Genomic DNA, 16,697 nt, shown 5'->3' with positions numbered 1-16,697 from the left:
ATGCCATTGATAAATAGCGAATTTATCAGAGTGTAGATGCGGGTTGCCGAGTAGCCTGTCTATCCGTTTGATGTTGTGCTTTGGCGCCACCGCACCAGAGATATTGCGACCAAGCTGAGTGAGTGACAACTGATTGCCATCAAGTAACGCTTCTGTAGCAACCATCAGAGAATTAAGCCGTTTTTGATGTATTTGCGGGCATTGCTTTTTGAGTAAATCGTGTAAGGTATGGACATCACGCATGGTGTTGGATCTGGTAGTTTTTTGGCGAAATCAATTAGATCAATCAACACCATGCGTGTCTACTGAATTGAATAAAAAGGGAATTATCTGGGGATTCCCTAGACCCCGGTTAAGCCACCTCAAGCGAACCTAACCCAAATACATTTGATTAACAAACATAAGTTATTTTTCGGGAATTTATACCTGATTTTCAGGAAGGTTCAGAGTGAAACTTACTCAAGTAGCGAGCATGAAAGCGCCTAATGTTAAATGTTCGTTAGGATATTTTCTGGAAATCATAGGCACTATTTCGGGAAGTTTCCCTTCCAGTCTCGGGGATATAAATATCAGGGTGAACTGATTTCAAAAATTAGTTTATTGAGCCTGATAAGAATTAATTCAGCCCAAACAATAAAGCTCAAAAAGCCTGAAAACACGAAGGGAACACTATGAAAAGAAATTATCTTGCCTTTGCGATTAGCCTTGCATTGGCCTCTTCACTTCCCGCCTATGGGGCCGAGGACGAAGAGAAGCAACAAAATGATGAGACCGAGATAGAAGTCATCGAGGTGCGGGGGATCTTAAGCAGTCTGAAAGAGGCGCAGTCGATCAAGAAGGAAGCCGACAACGTGGTCGACGCCCTGGTCGCCGAAGATATAGGTAAATTTCCCGACAGCAACGTCGCCGAGGCGATGCAGCGCATCCCTGGGGTGAGCGTTAACCGCCTGCGCGGCGAGGGGCAGAGCGTGACCGTGCGCGGACTATCCGGCGACTACAACGTCACTACGCTCAACGGCAGAAAGATCGCCTCGGAAACCGTCGGGCGCGACTTTAACTATGATCTGATCGCCGCCGAGCTGATTGGCGGCATTCAGGTCAACAAGACCCAGCAGGCCTCCCTGCCCGAAGGCGGCATAGGCGCCATCATCAACATCGACACCCTCAAGCCCCTCAACGTGGGCAGTAAGGTAGCCGGCTCTATCGAGGGTTATTATAACGAGCGCGCCGGGGAGACAGATCCCCAGGCCTCGCTGCTGATCAGCGAGACCTTTAACGACGACGAGCTGGGGATCTTGATCTCCGCCAACCACACCTCCTCTTTCACCCGCTTCGACAGCCACAGCGCCCAGTGGGGCTGGAACGAGTGGAGCGAGGCCGAGCTGATGCCAAATGGCGATCCTAACGTATCGGGCCGCTTCCCCAGCTGGCCTAACATCATGGTAAGTACGGATCAGCGCAAGCGCAGCGGCGGTACGCTGGCCCTGCAGTGGCGTCCGACCCCGAACCTGGACATCAACTTCGACGCCCTCTATACCAAGTATGAGATTGAATCCACGGGGAACATGATCTCCCTGGCCCTGTTTGAGGGCACCAACCTGGATAACATTCAGAATGTGCAGTTTGGCGCCGATGGTCACACCAACAGTATTACTATCGGTGAGCCAGGCAACATGGACTCCCCCGCCATCGCCGAGCTGCTGGAATCGCAAAATCCCCGCGACAGCGATGCCATGCAGGTGGGGCTGAACCTCAACTATATCTGGGACAACTTTAACTTTAACGTCGACCTGGCCTACTCTGAGGCGGAAGATGCCTCGGCAGCAGTCAGCTGGGTGGTGGTGCGTACCGCCATCGACACCCTCACGGTCAACTGGGACAACGGCGAGCAGGTGCCCGACATCTCCTTTGGCGATACCGTGCTGGATGAGAATATCGACTATGGCGCCTGGTATGCCCGCATTGACGGCGACAAGGTGAAGGACAAGACGGGTAACTTCAACTTCAATGGCACCTATGAGCCGGACGATGGCATCATCAGCAAGGTGCTGTTCGGCACCGGCTATAACATGCAGGACAAGGGCAAGACCTACTGGAGCCAGGAAAATCCCAGCGCCTACACCTTCCGTAACGGCACCACAGAGAGCGAGTGGATCAATGCCCCCGACAGTGAGAAGGTGGATATCGCCGGCAACACCCTATGGGGGCCGCTACCAGCAACAGCGCTCAATCCGGGCAACTTCGACGACTTCATGGGCAGCTCAAACGCCAACCTGCCCAACACCTGGGCGGGGATCAACATTCCCGGACTGTTCGACTACTACCGATCCCTGGACAGCGAGGCGTTCGACCAATACCTGGTGCCCAGACCTAACCTCACCGGCGGCAACACCTATGGGGTGAAAGAGGAGACCATTCACGCCTACGCCGAGCTGATCCTCGAAGATGAGATTGCCGGCATGCCCTACATGCTCGACTTCGGTCTGCGCTACATAGACACTACCGTCACCTCCTGGGGCTACTCTCAGGATCCGGCCAACATCGCCTTCGATGAAAACGGCCTGTTTACCGACGCGGTGGATACCGTCGGCCTGGTGGAGTTTGAAGGCAACTACAACAAGCTGCTGCCGAGCTTCAACGGTAAGCTGGGGCTAACCGATGATTTGGTCTGGCGTCTGTCGCTGTCACAGGCGATCTCTCGTCCGCCGCTGACCAACCTGTCGCCGGTTACCTCTATCTGGCAAAACGAGGAGAAGACGCCGCCGGAAAACTTCATCTATGAGAATGATCCCGGCCTGGAGCCCTACTATGCCGATCAGCTCGATACCACGCTTGAGTGGTACTACAGCGACAGCGGCACCCTTAACCTGGCCTTCTACTACAAGGAGCTGCATGGCTTCGTGATCTACGAGCCGACGCGGGAAACCATCAATGGCGCCAGCTTCGAGGTCACCCGCCCCTACAACGACGATGAAAACCAGTCGCGTATCCGGGGTTATGAGCTGAACTGGCTCCAGACCTTCGACGATTTCCTGCCTGATGCCCTCGCGGGCTTCGGTGTGCAAGCCAACTATACCTATAACAACAGCGAGTCGGGTGAATATACGGAGGATGGCGAGCCGTTGCCGTTTAAGGGGTTGTCTGATCATCAGTACAATGTGGTCGCCTTCTACGAGAACCATGGGCTTAAGGTTAATGTGGCCTATAACTATCGCTCCGAGTACAGCCTGGGCAAGCAGTGGTATTGGTCAAATGCCCTCAACGACTGGACCTCAGAGACCCTACAGGTCGACGAATGGGGCCAGCTGGATATGCAGGTGGGCTATGACGTCACAGACAATCTCACCCTCACCTTCGAGGCCAACAACCTGCTTGACCCCAATTATGTGCAGTACCTGAACGGGGACAAGAACCACGTAGACTATATCTCCAGCTGGGGTCGTAGCTATCGTGCGGGGGTTCGCTTCAAGTTTTAATCTCCCTTGTTAAATGATTCGCTCAAAGACAATTTAAGCAATCGTTTTGTTCGCCCATTACCACTAGGTGATGGGCTTTTTTATGCCCAGTTCTCGCCTAGAGAATTAGCTTATCAAACTGATATTAATGAATAATTTATAATTTTTCGCAAACGACTTTTAGGCTAAACAGGCCTTGAATGTGTCAAACTCTATGACTTAGTTTTTAGATAGTCATTGCTATAAAACCACCACCATCTAAGGGGAGAGCTTGCACGAGAAGCGCCTTTAAACCCTAAACGCCAACTCGCCTAGGCAGCTTTGTTTGCCGGGGCATACAGCGCCCTCAGCTATATCGATGATGTTAAGGAAATTCCTTAGAATCACTAGCACACGCTCAACGCATATCGACAGTGGACGGCTTAACTTCTATGACATTTTAATCCAGCTAAATACCTTTATGGTGGATCAAACATTGGCAGATCAAACGAGGCCAGATATAAGGTTATTTTTCGGGAAATATTAGCCTCATTTTCATGCGCCGGGGCGTCAATCGACATGCTTCAATGACTTACCTTCGGGAATTTCCCCGTATGAATCAGGAGTAATGAAACATGTTGCAGCGTTTTTTGACGGCGCCCCAGGCGTATAAGCAGCTGATGTTGGCAGGAGTGCTAACGCTTCCCAGCGCACTGGCCGTGGGCGAGACCTATCAACTCAGCTCCCCGGATGGAAGCATCTTGGTCGATGTCATCGCCGAGGAGCAACTTAGCTATCGCGTCAGCGTCGATGGCCAGACCATCCTGGCCCCATCACACATCGCCATGACCTTTGCCGATGGCACGGCCCTCGGCAACGCGCCTCAGGTTGTTGAGGTCAAGCGCAGTGCCATCTCAGAGCAGCTCACCCCGGTTGTCAAGGTGCGTACCGCCAAGATAGACAACCAATACAACCAGTTGAGCCTGAGTTTTAAAGATAATTACCGGGTGGAGTTTCGCGCCTTCGATGAAGGGGTCGCCTATCGTTTCAGCGCCCAGCAGTCTGGCAAGAGTGCCCTCACCTCTGAGCAGGCCGAATTTAACTTCGCCAAAGGTGCCTTCGCCTACTTCCCCTTCGAGAAAAAGTTTGCCAGCGCCACCCAGCCCAGATTCACTCCCATTGCCGTCAAGGGGATAGACAAGGACGAGCTAGGTAGCCTACCAGCCCTGTTTGTGGTCAATGGCGTCAATGTACTGCTGACAGAGACAGATCTGCAGAGCTATCCCGGTCTCTGGCTAAGGGGCAAAGGTGATGGCAATGTCTATGGTGTGCACCCATTTGAGCTGGATAAAGATGAGCAGTACACAAAGGACTATGGCGTGGTCAGTAAGTCTCGCAGCTATCCCTGGCGCATCCTGGCCATCGCCCGTAGCGACGCAGACCTGCTCGACAACCAGATGAGCTACACCCTGGCCGAGCCGTCACGCATCGAAGACACCTCGTGGATCAAACCCGGCAAGATCGCCTGGGACTGGTATAACGAGAACAACCTCAAGGGGGTCGACTTCAAGGCGGGGATCAACACAGAGACCTACCAATACTACGCCGATTTTGCCGCCGACTTTGGTATCGAAAACATCCTTATCGACGATGGCTGGTCATCACAGGAAGATGTGCTTACCGTGCTGCCAGGCATAGACATGCAGGCGATCATCGCCCATGCCAAGGAAAAAGGTGTCGGGGTGCAGCTCTGGGTGCCCTACTCGGCGCTGGACAAGAACCTGGAAGAGGCGTTTAAACTCTACGCAAAATGGGGGATCAACGGCGTCAAGATAGACTTCATGGACAGCGACAGCATCAAGCGGGTGGATTTCTACTGGCGCGCCGCTGCCATGGCCGCCAAATATAAGTTAATGGTCAACTTCCATGGATCCTACAAGCCTGCTGGGATCCACAGAACCTACCCCAACGTGATGACCCGCGAAGGGGTTAGAGGACTGGAAAATAACAAATGGTCTGAGGTAACCTCGACCCACAACCTGCATCTGCCCTTCATTCGCATGATAGCTGGCCCGCTGGATTACACCCCGGGCGCCATGGCCAATGCCCAGCAGAAGAACTTCAACAAGGTCTGGTCTCGTCCCATGAGCCTCACCACCCGGGCGCAGCAGATCGCCATGTATGTGATCTACGAGAGCCCGCTGCAGATGCTCGCCGACACTCCCACCAGCTACCGCGCCGAGCCTGAGATCCCGCGCTTTATCGCCGCCATTCCTACGGTATGGGATGACTTTAAGGTGCTGCATGCCAGCATAGGCGAGTATTTCACCATAGCGCGCCGCGCGGGTGATAACTGGTACATAGGCGCCATGACCAATACCCAGGCGAGAAGCCAGCGGATCAACCTGGATTTCCTCGGAGATGGTGAGTATGAGATGCAGCTGCTGCAAGATGGCATCAACGCGGGTAACTTCGCCGAAGACTATAAGCTGATCAAGAAAACCGTTACCAAGGGCGACAGCCTAGATCTCAACATGGCGGCCAACGGCGGCTATGCCATACAGCTGATCAAACGTTAAACGCCCCACTCCAAGGGTCTGAGTCGCTTAAGTTTCCATGCGTTCAGGCCCTTACCTATGCCCTTGCTTAGGCCCTTATCTCTTGCTCAGATTCTTATTTAGGCGCTTATTTAGGCTTTTGCCTTAGCCGCGGTTCTAGTCGCAGTCTTTTTCGCCCCGCTAGCCTTGCCTTTAGCACCCGTCGCCGTGCCGCGTCGATTACCATAGCCACGCTTCTTAAACGAACGCTTAGGCGCTTCGACACCTTGCAAGGCCTTGGGCAGCTGGGCACCGGCCTGCATGATAAGCCCATTGAGCGACTCGACTAGCGGCGCCATGAAGCTTAGGTACTTGGCCTCTTTACGGCTGATGGCATCCAGGTGACTCTCCCACAGCGCCGTCATATCAGGCGTGGTGGCAGATTCGGGCAGGCTGTTGATGAGGCCGCGCCCGACCGCGGTCGAGACGATAGACTTCCCCTGGCGGGCCAGAAAACCACGCTTGAACAGCAACTCAATGATCCCGGCGCGGGTTGCCTCCGTGCCCAGACCGTCGGTTTCCTTGAGGATCTTACGGATCTCTGGGTTAGTCACATAGCGGCTGATCCCCGTCATGGCGCTCAGCAGGGTGGCATCGGTAAAGGCCTTGGGAGGCTGGGTCTGCTTCTCGATAAGCTCTCCCTGGCCAGAGTGCAGCATCTGCCCCTTATGTAGCGGCGGCAGCTGGGCCAGGGCCTCGTCGCCCTCGCCGTCGGCCTTGTCATCGCTGCGCTTAGGGAACAGCTGTTTCCAGCCGGGGGCGATCTCCTGTTTGGCCTTGGTGTGAAAATGGCCGCCGGCGATCTCCACCTCGACCTGAGTCTCATGGTAACGATAGACGGGGTAAAACTGCGCCAGATATTGACGGGCCAGTTGCAGGTAGATCTGTTTCTCAGCCTGACTCAGGGCACTCAGGTTGGCCACCTTCTCGGTGGGCACTATGGCGTGGTGGGCATCCACCTTGGCATCGTTCCAGGCCTTGGAGACTATCTTAAGATCCGGCGCGGCGCACTGGGCGGTGAGTTCGCCTGCTCCCTTGAGCACGGCATCGATCACCCTGGGGGCCAGGGCCAGCTGCTCCTTGGGCAGATAACGGCTATCGGAGCGCGGATAGGTGATCAGCTTATGTTTCTCATACAATGACTGACAGGTATCGAGCACCGTCTTGGCGCTCATGCCGAATCGCTTCGCCGCATCTATCTGCAGCGACGACAGGTTATAGGGTAAGGGTTGCCCCTGCTGCTTATCTTTGGCCTGCAGATCCGTCACCTTGGCGGGCTGCTCTGTGATCCGCCCCACCACGTTTTCCGCCAGACGGCGCGACAGCACCCGCCCCTCCTCATCCATGTAGGGCTGACAGGCCTCACTGGGCTGCCACTTAGCCTTAAAATGCGCCTGCTCTTGGGTATAGAGATTGGCCAGCACCTCATAGAAAGGCTTGCTGACGAAATTCACAATGGCCTCATCGCGGCGCACCACCAGGCCCAACAGGGGCGTCTGCACTCGACCGACAGAGAGCACCCCCTGATAGCCCACCTTACGGCCCTGCAGCGTATAGGCGCGGGTCATGTTCATGCCATAAAGCCAGTCGGCGCGAGAACGCGCCAAGGCCGAGGTCGACAGGGGGATAAACTCTCGGTTGCTACGCAGCTGCCCCAAGGCCCGTTTAACGGCCTGGGGATTGAGGTCGCTCACCAGCAGGCGCTGGGTCTGTTCTAGCTTGTCGCCCTTGACCCCGAGATAGGCGATCACCTCATCCACCAGCAGCTGACCTTCACGGTCAGGGTCCCCGGCGTTCACCAACTGACTGGCCTGCTTGACCAATTTTCTCAGCACACTGAGCTGACCACGGGTCTTGCTCTTGGGGGTCATCTTCCACTGCTGCGGCACTATGGGAAGATGGTCGAACGACCAGGACTTGAAGGCGGGATCATAGCTGTCGGGCTCGGCCTGCTCCAGCAGGTGCCCTATGCACCAGGAGACGGTATCGCCATTGGCCGCCGTGATATAGCCCTCGCCCTTCTTGTGGGGTTTAGGTAACACATCGGCGATTGCCCGCCCGAGACTGGGCTTCTCTGCTATGTATAGGATCATGCTGACATCAATTACTGTATAAATTAACAGTAACTTTAAACCACTCGCGGCCTTGGCGCAAATAGGAAAGGCAATCTCATGCTTACGTGTAAATTTAGTTGAGAACTATTCTCATTAATAGCTAGTCTAAGGGCTATTCACGGAGGCCGATATGCACACACGACTCAAGACCCCACAACGACCCGAACGCCTACTGATTTACGCCACGCTGATGACGACGGCGCTGCTGTTACTCTCGCTGTCATCCTCCCTCTTTCCCTGGCGCCTGGATCCCTTGGTGCAATTTAGCCTGCTGCTGTTGCTAAGCTGCGCCGGCACCCTGTTTGCCCTCGCCCGCCATGGCGCGCACCATAGACCGGCCCTTGGACTGCTATTCGGCCTCTGGCTAATGGTATGGGTAAGCCAGGGTTTGCTCATGCCGGTGTGATCGCTAACCTGCGCTTGCCCCTCTAAGCTAAAACTTAGCTCTTCCGCGGCCGCGGCCCCTGCCACAGCCACAGCCACAGCCGTGCATTCGATGCGACTGCCATCTGGCCACAAAAAAAGGCGCCTCCCAGGAAACGCCCTATCGCAATGCCAAGACATTTTAGGTCTTTAACTTGCCCAGCTGCTGGTGTTGCTGCTCTACCAGGCCCGCCAGGCTGGCACTGCTCTGCTGGGCCTCGTCGGCGAGTCTCGCCAGCTCGGAGGCGGAATCAGAGATACCTGTGATGTTACGGCTGACCTCTTCGGTCACGGCACTCTGCTCCTCGGCGGCGGTGGCGATATGGGTCACCTGGCTGGAGACCTCCTGAATTTGATTCACTATGGTATTGAGTGAACTCAGAGCCGATTCTGTCTGGGCCACGGCGCGCTGGGCACCATCCACCCCTTGGTCGATGATCTGCGAGGCACTGTTGACCTCGCGCTGCAGCGCCTCGATCAACTTGCCTATCTCATCGGTCGAACTCTGGGTCTTGGAGGCCAGCGCGCGCACCTCATCGGCGACCACGGCGAAGCCCCGGCCTTGTTCACCGGCGCGGGCGGCCTCGATGGCGGCGTTAAGCGCCAGCAGATTGGTCTGCTCGGCAATGGCGCTGATCACCTCGAGGATCTTGCTGATGTTGGTGCTGCTTTCCGCCACCTTACCCACGGCCTCCTTAGCCAGCAGGGATTCTTGAGACATATGAGTCACATAGCCCATGGCCTGGCTCAGGCTGTCTTCACCTGCCTTGACGTTGAGGGTCATCGCCTCGGTCTCCGACGCCGTCTGCTCAGACGCCTTGGCCACCTCGAGCGCGGTGGCGCTCATCTCATTAACCGCAGTTACCACACTCTCGATATCACTGTACTGACGATTGACGCTGTTGTGGGTCTGCTGGGCTATCTCCGCCGCCACCTGACTCTCGGCCTGCGAGCGTGACGCCAGCTCCTTAAGCTCGCCGATCAGCAGCCTCAACTTATTGATAAAGCCGTTGATGCCACCGCCCAAGGCGATGAGTTCGGCGTGGGACTCCACTGTGACCTGCTGGGTCAGATCCCCCTCGGCGCTGGCTAAGTTCTCCACCCGGCTCTGAATCACCTTGAGCGGCGCGACAATAGAGCGGATCACCAGGCCGATGGTAACCACGGCGATCAGTGAGACGATGACGCCTACGATCAGCAGCAGGCTGCCCAGAGAGCTGGCCATGGCGGACATCGCCTGATCCATGGCATTCGCCGCCTGATAGGCGTCGGCCTTGGCCACCTCAATCACCAGCGACCACTGCGCCTTGGCGAGCGGGATCTCGATGGGATAGGCGACTATGATGTTATCCCCCTGCTCCAGGTAACCGCCCAGGCGATGCAGCCCGGTCAACTGACTGGCAAGTGACGGGGCGATAGACTCGCCCAGTGGACGCGCCTTCTTATCATAGTGGCTGGCCGCCACCACTAAGCCCTTCTGGCTCAGCAGGGTCACCTTTGCCTTACCTTGATACAGGCTGGCCGAGAGCTCGTCGATCAGCTTCTGAAACACAGGCAGATTAACGTCCACGCCGATTACGCCGCGAAAGCTGCCGTTCACCACCACAGGCACGGTCAAGGAGGTCATCAGCGCCGTGTTGCCCGGGCTGATCTCATATAGGTAGGGCTCCATCAGGCAAGGCTGCTTAGTGTCCTTGGCGCACAGGTACCATTCGGCCTCGCGTACGCCAAACTCCTTGAGGGTAGCATCATACTTCTCGCTGGCGTCATCCACCTGTTGATGCTCGACGCTGCCATCGTCGCTGCGGGTATAATAGATCTCCAGGGTTCCCACCTCGGGTACGCTGTGGCTACTCTGCTGGGTATAATCGCCGTCGCGGCCATCGTAGCCGTTGGGCTCGAACTGGGCATACATAGAAGAGAGCTGGCTGTTCTTTCGCAGCACGCCGGCCACCGACTCCTCTACCCCTTCCCGAGATAACGGCTGGCTAGCCGCGCTCTGCTCTATCATGCCGGCAAACGAAAAGGGGATTCGATAGGCCTCGTTGATAAAGCCCGCCACCCGCTCGCCGTACTCGCCGGCCCGTGCGCTGAGGCGCTGGCGGGTCTCATCATGCAAAGCGCTTTGCACCTGGCCTGCCAGCTGGGCATTTTTATCACTGAGCGACCACCAGAGGCTAAAGGAGAGGATGGCGACTATGATCAAAAATAGCGCTGAGGTGATCCAAAGCAACTTAGTACTGATGGACAAGTGTTTCATTTATCACTCCTAGGGATGACGGCAGGCTCGAGGCTTAATACTTTCACTCATTAAACATAGCACTAAAGCATTAAAACACCATGCTATCAGGTATTTAATTGCTCTCGCATGGGAAGATATGTAGCAAAATGCCCCATAAAAAAACCGACCACTCCCATAAAAAAACCGACCACTAGGGGTCGGTTTTTAGCTAACGCATGGGGCCAGTTTTTAGCTGACGCATGTGCTATCCCTTAGGGATGACAGACGTTATGTAGCTCTAAATTAGTGCCGATATCCTTGATGCGATTAGCCTTGGCATCGTCGTTACGCAGCTGGGTCAGGTGATCCAGATAGGCCTGATCCACGTCGTTGGTAATATAATTGCCGTCGAATACTGAGGTCTCGAAACGTTTGATATCCGGGTTCTGCTGACGTACGGCTTCGATCAGATCTTGCAGATCCTGGAAGATGATGCCATCGGCACCAATCAGCTTGTTGATCTCTTCCGCGTCGCGACCATGGGCGATCAGCTCGCTCGAGGTCGGCATGTCGATACCATAGACGTTAGGGAAACGGATCTCAGGGGCCGCCGAGGCGAAGTAAACCTTCTTGGCACCGGCTTCGCGGGCCATCTCGATGATCTGCTCTGAGGTAGTACCGCGCACGATAGAGTCATCCACCAGCAGCACGTTCTTGCCCTTAAACTCGGCGTTGATGGCGTTTAGCTTGCGGCGAACCGACTTCTTACGCTCCTGCTGACCGGGCATGATGAAGGTACGTCCTATATAACGATTCTTCACGAAGCCCTGACGGTATGGCAGGTCCAGGTTACGGGCGATCTCTAGGGCGATATCGCATGAAGTTTCAGGGATCGGGATCACCACGTCGATATCGTGATCTTCCCACTCTTTCTTGATCTTCTCACCCAACATGGTGCCCATGTTGACGCGGCTGCCGTAGACAGACACCTTGTCGATGGTCGAGTCTGGACGGGCGAAGTAAACGTATTCGAAGATACAAGGTGAATAGCTTGGCGACTGGGCGCACTGACGGGTATAGAGCTGACCATCTAACGAGATATAGATGGCTTCGCCTGGAGCGACATCACGTACCGTCTCGAAACCTACGGCGTCTAACGCCACACTCTCAGAGGCCACCATATATTCGGTGCCCTGCTCTGTCTCGTTCTTACCCAATACCAGTGGACGAATGCCGTAAGGGTCACGAAACGCCACCAGACCCTGGCCGATGATCATCGCCGCCACGGCGTAAGCGCCACGTGTCAGCTCGTGTACCTTAGTGACCGCCTCAAACACCTCGTCGGCAGTGAGGTACTGGCTCTTGGTGTGTTGTAACTCGTCGGCCAACAGGTTAAGCAGGACTTCAGAATCTGAGGTGGTGTTCACATGACGACGTTGCTTCACCAGACGCTCGTGCAGCTCGACCGTGTTGGTCAGGTTGCCATTGTGCGCCAGAGAGATCCCGAAAGGAGAGTTAACATAGAAAGGTTGCGCCTCAGACGCGCTCGAGCTACCCGCAGTTGGGTAACGCACGTGACCTATGCCGGCGGTGCCCTGCAGGCGCTGCATATGCTTAGGTTCAAATACGTCTTTTACCAGACCATTGGCCTTACGCAATCTAAACGCATTGCCATCAACGGTGACAATGCCCGCGGCGTCTTGGCCACGATGCTGTAGCACTGTGAGTGCATCATAGATTGTCTGATTAACCGATGTTCGGCCAACTATTCCGACGATACCACACATGGGTAGGTTTCCTCATTTTAAGATGTTCTGATAATTATTATCTGCGGCCATGACCTGAGGTTAAGGCACGCCTATGCTTACGCATTCTTATATTTTAGGTACAAAGCTTGAGGTGTTTTCCACGTAGTCAAAGAACCACTGGATAACCACACCGAATTCGGGAACCAGTTGCGAGCTGGCCCACCAGTCTGTCTTGGGCGCCCCGGTAAAGGCGTCCAGGAAAAAGAGTATCGCGCTAACGATGAGTGCACCGCGCAGGGCGCCAAAACAGAGGCCCAACACCCTGTCTGTGCCAGACAGGCCCGTCTTGACCACAAGTTGGCCGATAAGGTAATTGACTAAGGCACCGAGAATAAGGGTCGAGATGAACAGGATGGCGATGGCGATGCCATTACGCACCATTTCATCTTGCATCTGGGTCAGGTAGACGGCGAGATCTTCATAAAATTGACTCGCCACGAAGAAGGCGGCAAACCAGACCACGAGTGACATGGCTTCCTTAACGAAACCACGAAGCAGACTAATTAAAGTCGAGATTGCGATAACCGCAATAATGGCATAATCGATCCAAACCATTGAATAAGGTGATCCAGCATTAGCATTAAGACGGCGGGATTTTACCAGAGACTGAAGACATTCTCACCCCCTAGCCTGATTTAAAAGTGATTTAGTTTATCCGCAATTACGGACACTGAGTTCTGCCCTAAAGCCATTTTGGCCAGAACCCACAAACAGAAACGCCCAGGACGAAGCCTGGGCGTATGATCAAATGAGCTGGGTCACAGCAGTGGGTTATAATCGACCACCGCCGACTTGAGGCCGGTAAACTTATCCAGCTTGGTCTGCAACTTCTGTAGCTTGCTCTTGGAGATATCCGGGCCGACGAACACCTTAGTCAGCTGACCATCCACCGGCTTTTTCGGCACCGTATAGGCGCGGTAGCCCTCGCCTCGCAGTCGCTTGACCAGGGCGTTAACATTATCGGCATTCTTAAAGCTGCCCAGTTGCAGGGTATAGGCCGAGCTTGCGACCTCAACCTTAGATTCAGTCGCCTTAGCTTGCGTGACTTTCGCTGGGGTTTGCCTAACTTCACTGGTTTTAGCTTCACTGGTTTTAGACTCGCTGGTTTTAGCTTCGTCAGTATTAGAGGCGTCCGTTTTCGACTGCACGCCGTCATTGCTCCCCTGCTGCTCGGCTGAGGCTTGGCTGGCGCTATCATTCTGGGCGCTCACCTGCTGGTCGAACTGAGCCTGCTGCTCACTCAGGTCGATGGCCGTAATGCTCTCCTGCTCTTCGAGGCGAGACTCGGCCTGGGGCCGCAGTGGGATCTCGGCAAACTGCTCTTCCTGATGCTGCTTCTTCCCATCTAAGATATCGGGCAAAAAGATCACCCCCAGGGCCACCAAGACTATGATGCCCACCAGACGGTTTTGAAACTGGCTCGATACCTTCTCTTGTTTGACTTCTACTTCATCCACCTGCATTTAACTTAGGTCCAATTGCTTAAACTCTGCCACAGTGTAAAAGGAGCCAAACACAATTACCACATCGGATTGGCCAATCTCTGGCTTTAACGCCCGGTATGCCTGCTCAACCGAGGCAAACCCATAGGCAGCTTTGTCGCCACTCAGATAGCTGAGCAGATCTTGCGCCTTGGCGCTGCGCTCACAGTTAAGGTCCGTCAGATACCAGGCGTGGATCTGATCTTCGAGCAGGCCAAGCACGGTGCGGCAATCCTTATCTTTTAACATGCCGCACAGGGCGAATATACGCTTACCCTTGTAAGCCTCGAGTCGCTGGGCCAGATAGGCCGCCGCATGGGGATTATGAGCCACATCTAAGATGATCTTAGGCTGCTCGCTGACCACCTCCAGACGACCGGTTAACTTAGCCCCGCTTAGCCCGGCATCAATAAATGTGCGAGCCGCTTCTGTCACAAACTGTTCTGCCAGCAATTGCTGCACCACAGCCAGGGCGGTTGCCGCATTGGCTAAGGGTAAGGTTGGCAGTGGCAAGCCAGACAATGAAAATTGGGGCACAGACGATTGAGGCATATCACCTAGCTCAAAACACCACTCAGTCTCGCTCGCCTGGTAGCTAAATTCGTGATTCACCCTTACCATCTTGGCGCCGATAGACTCGGCGTACTCAACAACGCTTACCGGCAAGTCTGGGTCGCCTATCACCACGGGACGGCCCGCGCGCATGATCCCCGCCTTCTCGCGGCCCACCAATGCCCGGGTATCGCCCAGGTATTCCTGATGGTCGATGTCGATGGCGGTGATCACCGCGATATCGGCATCGATAATATTGGTGGCATCCAGGCGTCCACCCAGCCCCACCTCGAGTAACACGAGATCCAGCTTCGCCTGCTTAAACAGGTAGAGTCCGGCCAGGGTGGCATATTCGAAGAAGGTCAGCGAGGTGTCGCCGCGTGCGGCATCTATGGCACAGAAGGCCTCGATAAGCGCCTCGTCGCTGGCATCCACCCCGTCGATGCGTACCCGCTCATTGTATTTGAGCATGTGGGGCGAGCTGTAGACACCGACGCGCTGGCCGGCTTCTCTCATGATGGCTTCTATCATGGCGCAGGTGGTTCCCTTGCCATTGGTGCCGGCAACGGTCACCACCTTGGTGCCCTCGAGGCTGTCCAGTGCCATGACCTTGGCAACGGCCGCGACACGGCCAAGGCCCATATCTATCTCTGTGGGATGGATAGCCATCAGGTGGTTCAGCCAGTCGTTAAGGCCAGATTGTGCGTTGGGTACAGGCGTCATATCAGAATCTTTTTAATCTTTGTTAATCAGATATTTAGTTTGGTTTAATCGAGCATAAACAGTGGCCCCAGGGCCAGCTTAGGTAAGGCATAGTGCTCGGGATAGGTCACATCCACCAGATAGAGGCCGTTAGGTTTGGCGGTCGCCGCCGCCTGAGTGCGATCCTTCAGCGCCAGCAGATCCTTAATCCAGCTCACAGGTTGGCGACTATAACCCACCTCGAGCAGGGAGCCGACGATATTACGCACCATGTGATGCAAGAAGGCGTTAGCCTTAATGTCGACACAGATATACATGCCCTGACGGGTCACATTGACCTCGTGAACACAGCGAAATGGGGTGTTTGACTGGCATTGAATGGCGCGAAAGCTGGTAAAGTCCTGCTCACCCAGCAGATACTGGGCCGCCTCATGCATCTTGCTCTCATCGATCTGCCCCGGATAGTGGCTCACGCCAGAGCGGAGAATGCCGGGTCTAAACTGATGGTTATAGATCATGTAGCGATAACGGCGGGCGGTGGCGGTAAAGCGGGCGTGGAACTCGTCATCCACATCCTTGGCCCAGCGCACGGCGATATCATCCGGCAGGTTGACATTGACCCCTAATGTCCAGGCACTCTCTTTACGCACGGCATTGGTCTCGAAATGCACCACCTGACCCGTGGCATGAACGCCCGCGTCGGTACGTCCGGCGCATTGAATCGAAATAGGTTCGTTGGCAACGAAAGATAGGGCTCTCTCGAGCTGGGCTTGTACCGAGTCCACCTCGGCCTGACGTTGCCAGCCAAAATAACGGCTGCCATCATATTCGATACCTAATGCTACGCGCATGAAATACCTGTCCTCATGTTTAATTACTCACGTTTAAATAAATCTGTTCGCTAGGCGGCGGATTCTAGCACAAGCTAGGTGTTAACTGGATAGTAAATGGCACGTTAACTTGATAGTTAAGGAGATAGTTAAGGAGATAGTTAAGTAGAGAGTCAACTATCCCGATAGTTACCGACCTGGCTCGCCGCCATAGTAAAAATCCACCTGCATAGCAGGTGGCTTTGCTTTTGAGGCACCCTATAAGGGTGCCTTTGGATGTTATGAAAGCTCAAGTTGTTGCTGACGTTCTGCATCTTCTTTAGCTTTTCTATCCTGATGCTTTACGTATCTTCTAATTATCTCTTCGTTGGCACCAACTGAATCTACAAAATATCCTCTCTGCCAGAAATGGTTACCCCATAACTTCTTCTTTCGTAAGTATGGAAATTTATTAAATAACCTTATCGCCGTACGACCTTTCAAAGTCCCCATTAGCTCTGAAACACTCAAGCTTGGAGGAGTTCTTACCACAAGA

At 54.7% G+C, this 16,697-nt stretch carries 11 protein-coding genes and 1 pseudogene; 3 read left to right on the top strand and 9 right to left on the bottom strand.

Going from position 1 to position 16,697, the window contains the following annotated elements:
* Positions 1 to 243 (bottom strand): annotated as a pseudogene (locus AYI87_RS20840) (IS4 family transposase); the annotation flags it as partial.
* Between the two features lie 428 nt (positions 244 to 671).
* Here AYI87_RS20840 and AYI87_RS20835 point away from each other — a divergent pair.
* Positions 672 to 3,476: a TonB-dependent receptor gene (locus AYI87_RS20835; RefSeq protein WP_144204488.1), complete on the top strand. Its 2,805-nt coding sequence runs from the start codon at positions 672 to 674 to the stop codon at positions 3,474 to 3,476.
* 593 nt (positions 3,477 to 4,069) lie between these two features.
* On the top strand, positions 4,070 to 6,013 hold the full coding sequence (locus tag AYI87_RS20830; RefSeq protein WP_144204487.1) for a glycoside hydrolase family 97 protein: 1,944 nt from the start codon (positions 4,070 to 4,072) through the stop codon (positions 6,011 to 6,013).
* A gap of 110 nt (positions 6,014 to 6,123) precedes the next feature.
* Here AYI87_RS20830 and AYI87_RS20825 read toward each other — a convergent pair whose 3' ends face one another.
* On the bottom strand, positions 6,124 to 8,124 hold the full coding sequence (locus AYI87_RS20825) for a DNA topoisomerase III (protein WP_144204486.1): 2,001 nt from the start codon (positions 8,122 to 8,124) through the stop codon (positions 6,124 to 6,126).
* A gap of 151 nt (positions 8,125 to 8,275) precedes the next feature.
* On the opposite strand from AYI87_RS20825, the gene AYI87_RS20820 reads away from it, so the two are divergent.
* Positions 8,276 to 8,551 (top strand): hypothetical protein, encoded by a 276-nt coding sequence (locus tag AYI87_RS20820; RefSeq protein ID WP_144204485.1) that lies wholly within the window; start codon positions 8,276 to 8,278, stop codon positions 8,549 to 8,551.
* Between the two features lie 159 nt (positions 8,552 to 8,710).
* Here AYI87_RS20820 and AYI87_RS20815 read toward each other — a convergent pair whose 3' ends face one another.
* The 7 genes from AYI87_RS20815 to tnpA form a co-directional block, all read right to left on the bottom strand.
* Positions 8,711 to 10,828, bottom strand: coding sequence for a methyl-accepting chemotaxis protein (locus AYI87_RS20815; protein WP_144204484.1), 2,118 nt, complete (start codon positions 10,826 to 10,828; stop codon positions 8,711 to 8,713).
* Between the two features lie 233 nt (positions 10,829 to 11,061).
* Positions 11,062 to 12,576 carry an amidophosphoribosyltransferase gene (gene purF / locus AYI87_RS20810; protein ID WP_011866099.1) on the bottom strand — a complete coding sequence of 505 codons (1,515 nt, stop codon included), beginning with the start codon at positions 12,574 to 12,576 and terminating at the stop codon, positions 11,062 to 11,064.
* Between the two features lie 87 nt (positions 12,577 to 12,663).
* A complete protein-coding gene (locus tag AYI87_RS20805) occupies positions 12,664 to 13,152 on the bottom strand; it encodes a CvpA family protein (protein ID WP_011866100.1) in 489 nt (162 codons plus the stop codon).
* A gap of 203 nt (positions 13,153 to 13,355) precedes the next feature.
* On the bottom strand, positions 13,356 to 14,060 hold the full coding sequence (gene dedD / locus AYI87_RS20800) for a cell division protein DedD (protein ID WP_144204483.1): 705 nt from the start codon (positions 14,058 to 14,060) through the stop codon (positions 13,356 to 13,358).
* A complete protein-coding gene (gene folC / locus AYI87_RS20795; RefSeq protein WP_144204482.1) occupies positions 14,061 to 15,353 on the bottom strand; it encodes a bifunctional tetrahydrofolate synthase/dihydrofolate synthase in 1,293 nt (430 codons plus the stop codon).
* 44 nt (positions 15,354 to 15,397) lie between these two features.
* Positions 15,398 to 16,183: a tRNA pseudouridine(38-40) synthase TruA gene (gene truA / locus AYI87_RS20790; protein WP_144204481.1), complete on the bottom strand. Its 786-nt coding sequence runs from the start codon at positions 16,181 to 16,183 to the stop codon at positions 15,398 to 15,400.
* A 258-nt stretch (positions 16,184 to 16,441) separates the two neighbouring features.
* Positions 16,442 to 16,697: IS200/IS605 family transposase (tnpA, locus tag AYI87_RS20785; protein WP_144199381.1), on the bottom strand; the 256-nt coding region annotated here is incomplete at its 5' end.

Origin of the sequence: Shewanella sp. KCT, assembly GCF_007636505.1 — a bacterium.
Lineage (GTDB): Bacteria > Pseudomonadota > Gammaproteobacteria > Enterobacterales > Shewanellaceae > Shewanella > Shewanella halotolerans.
The sequence above is the reverse complement of the archived record's forward strand: the minus strand, read 5'-3'. Positions and strand labels throughout refer to the sequence as shown.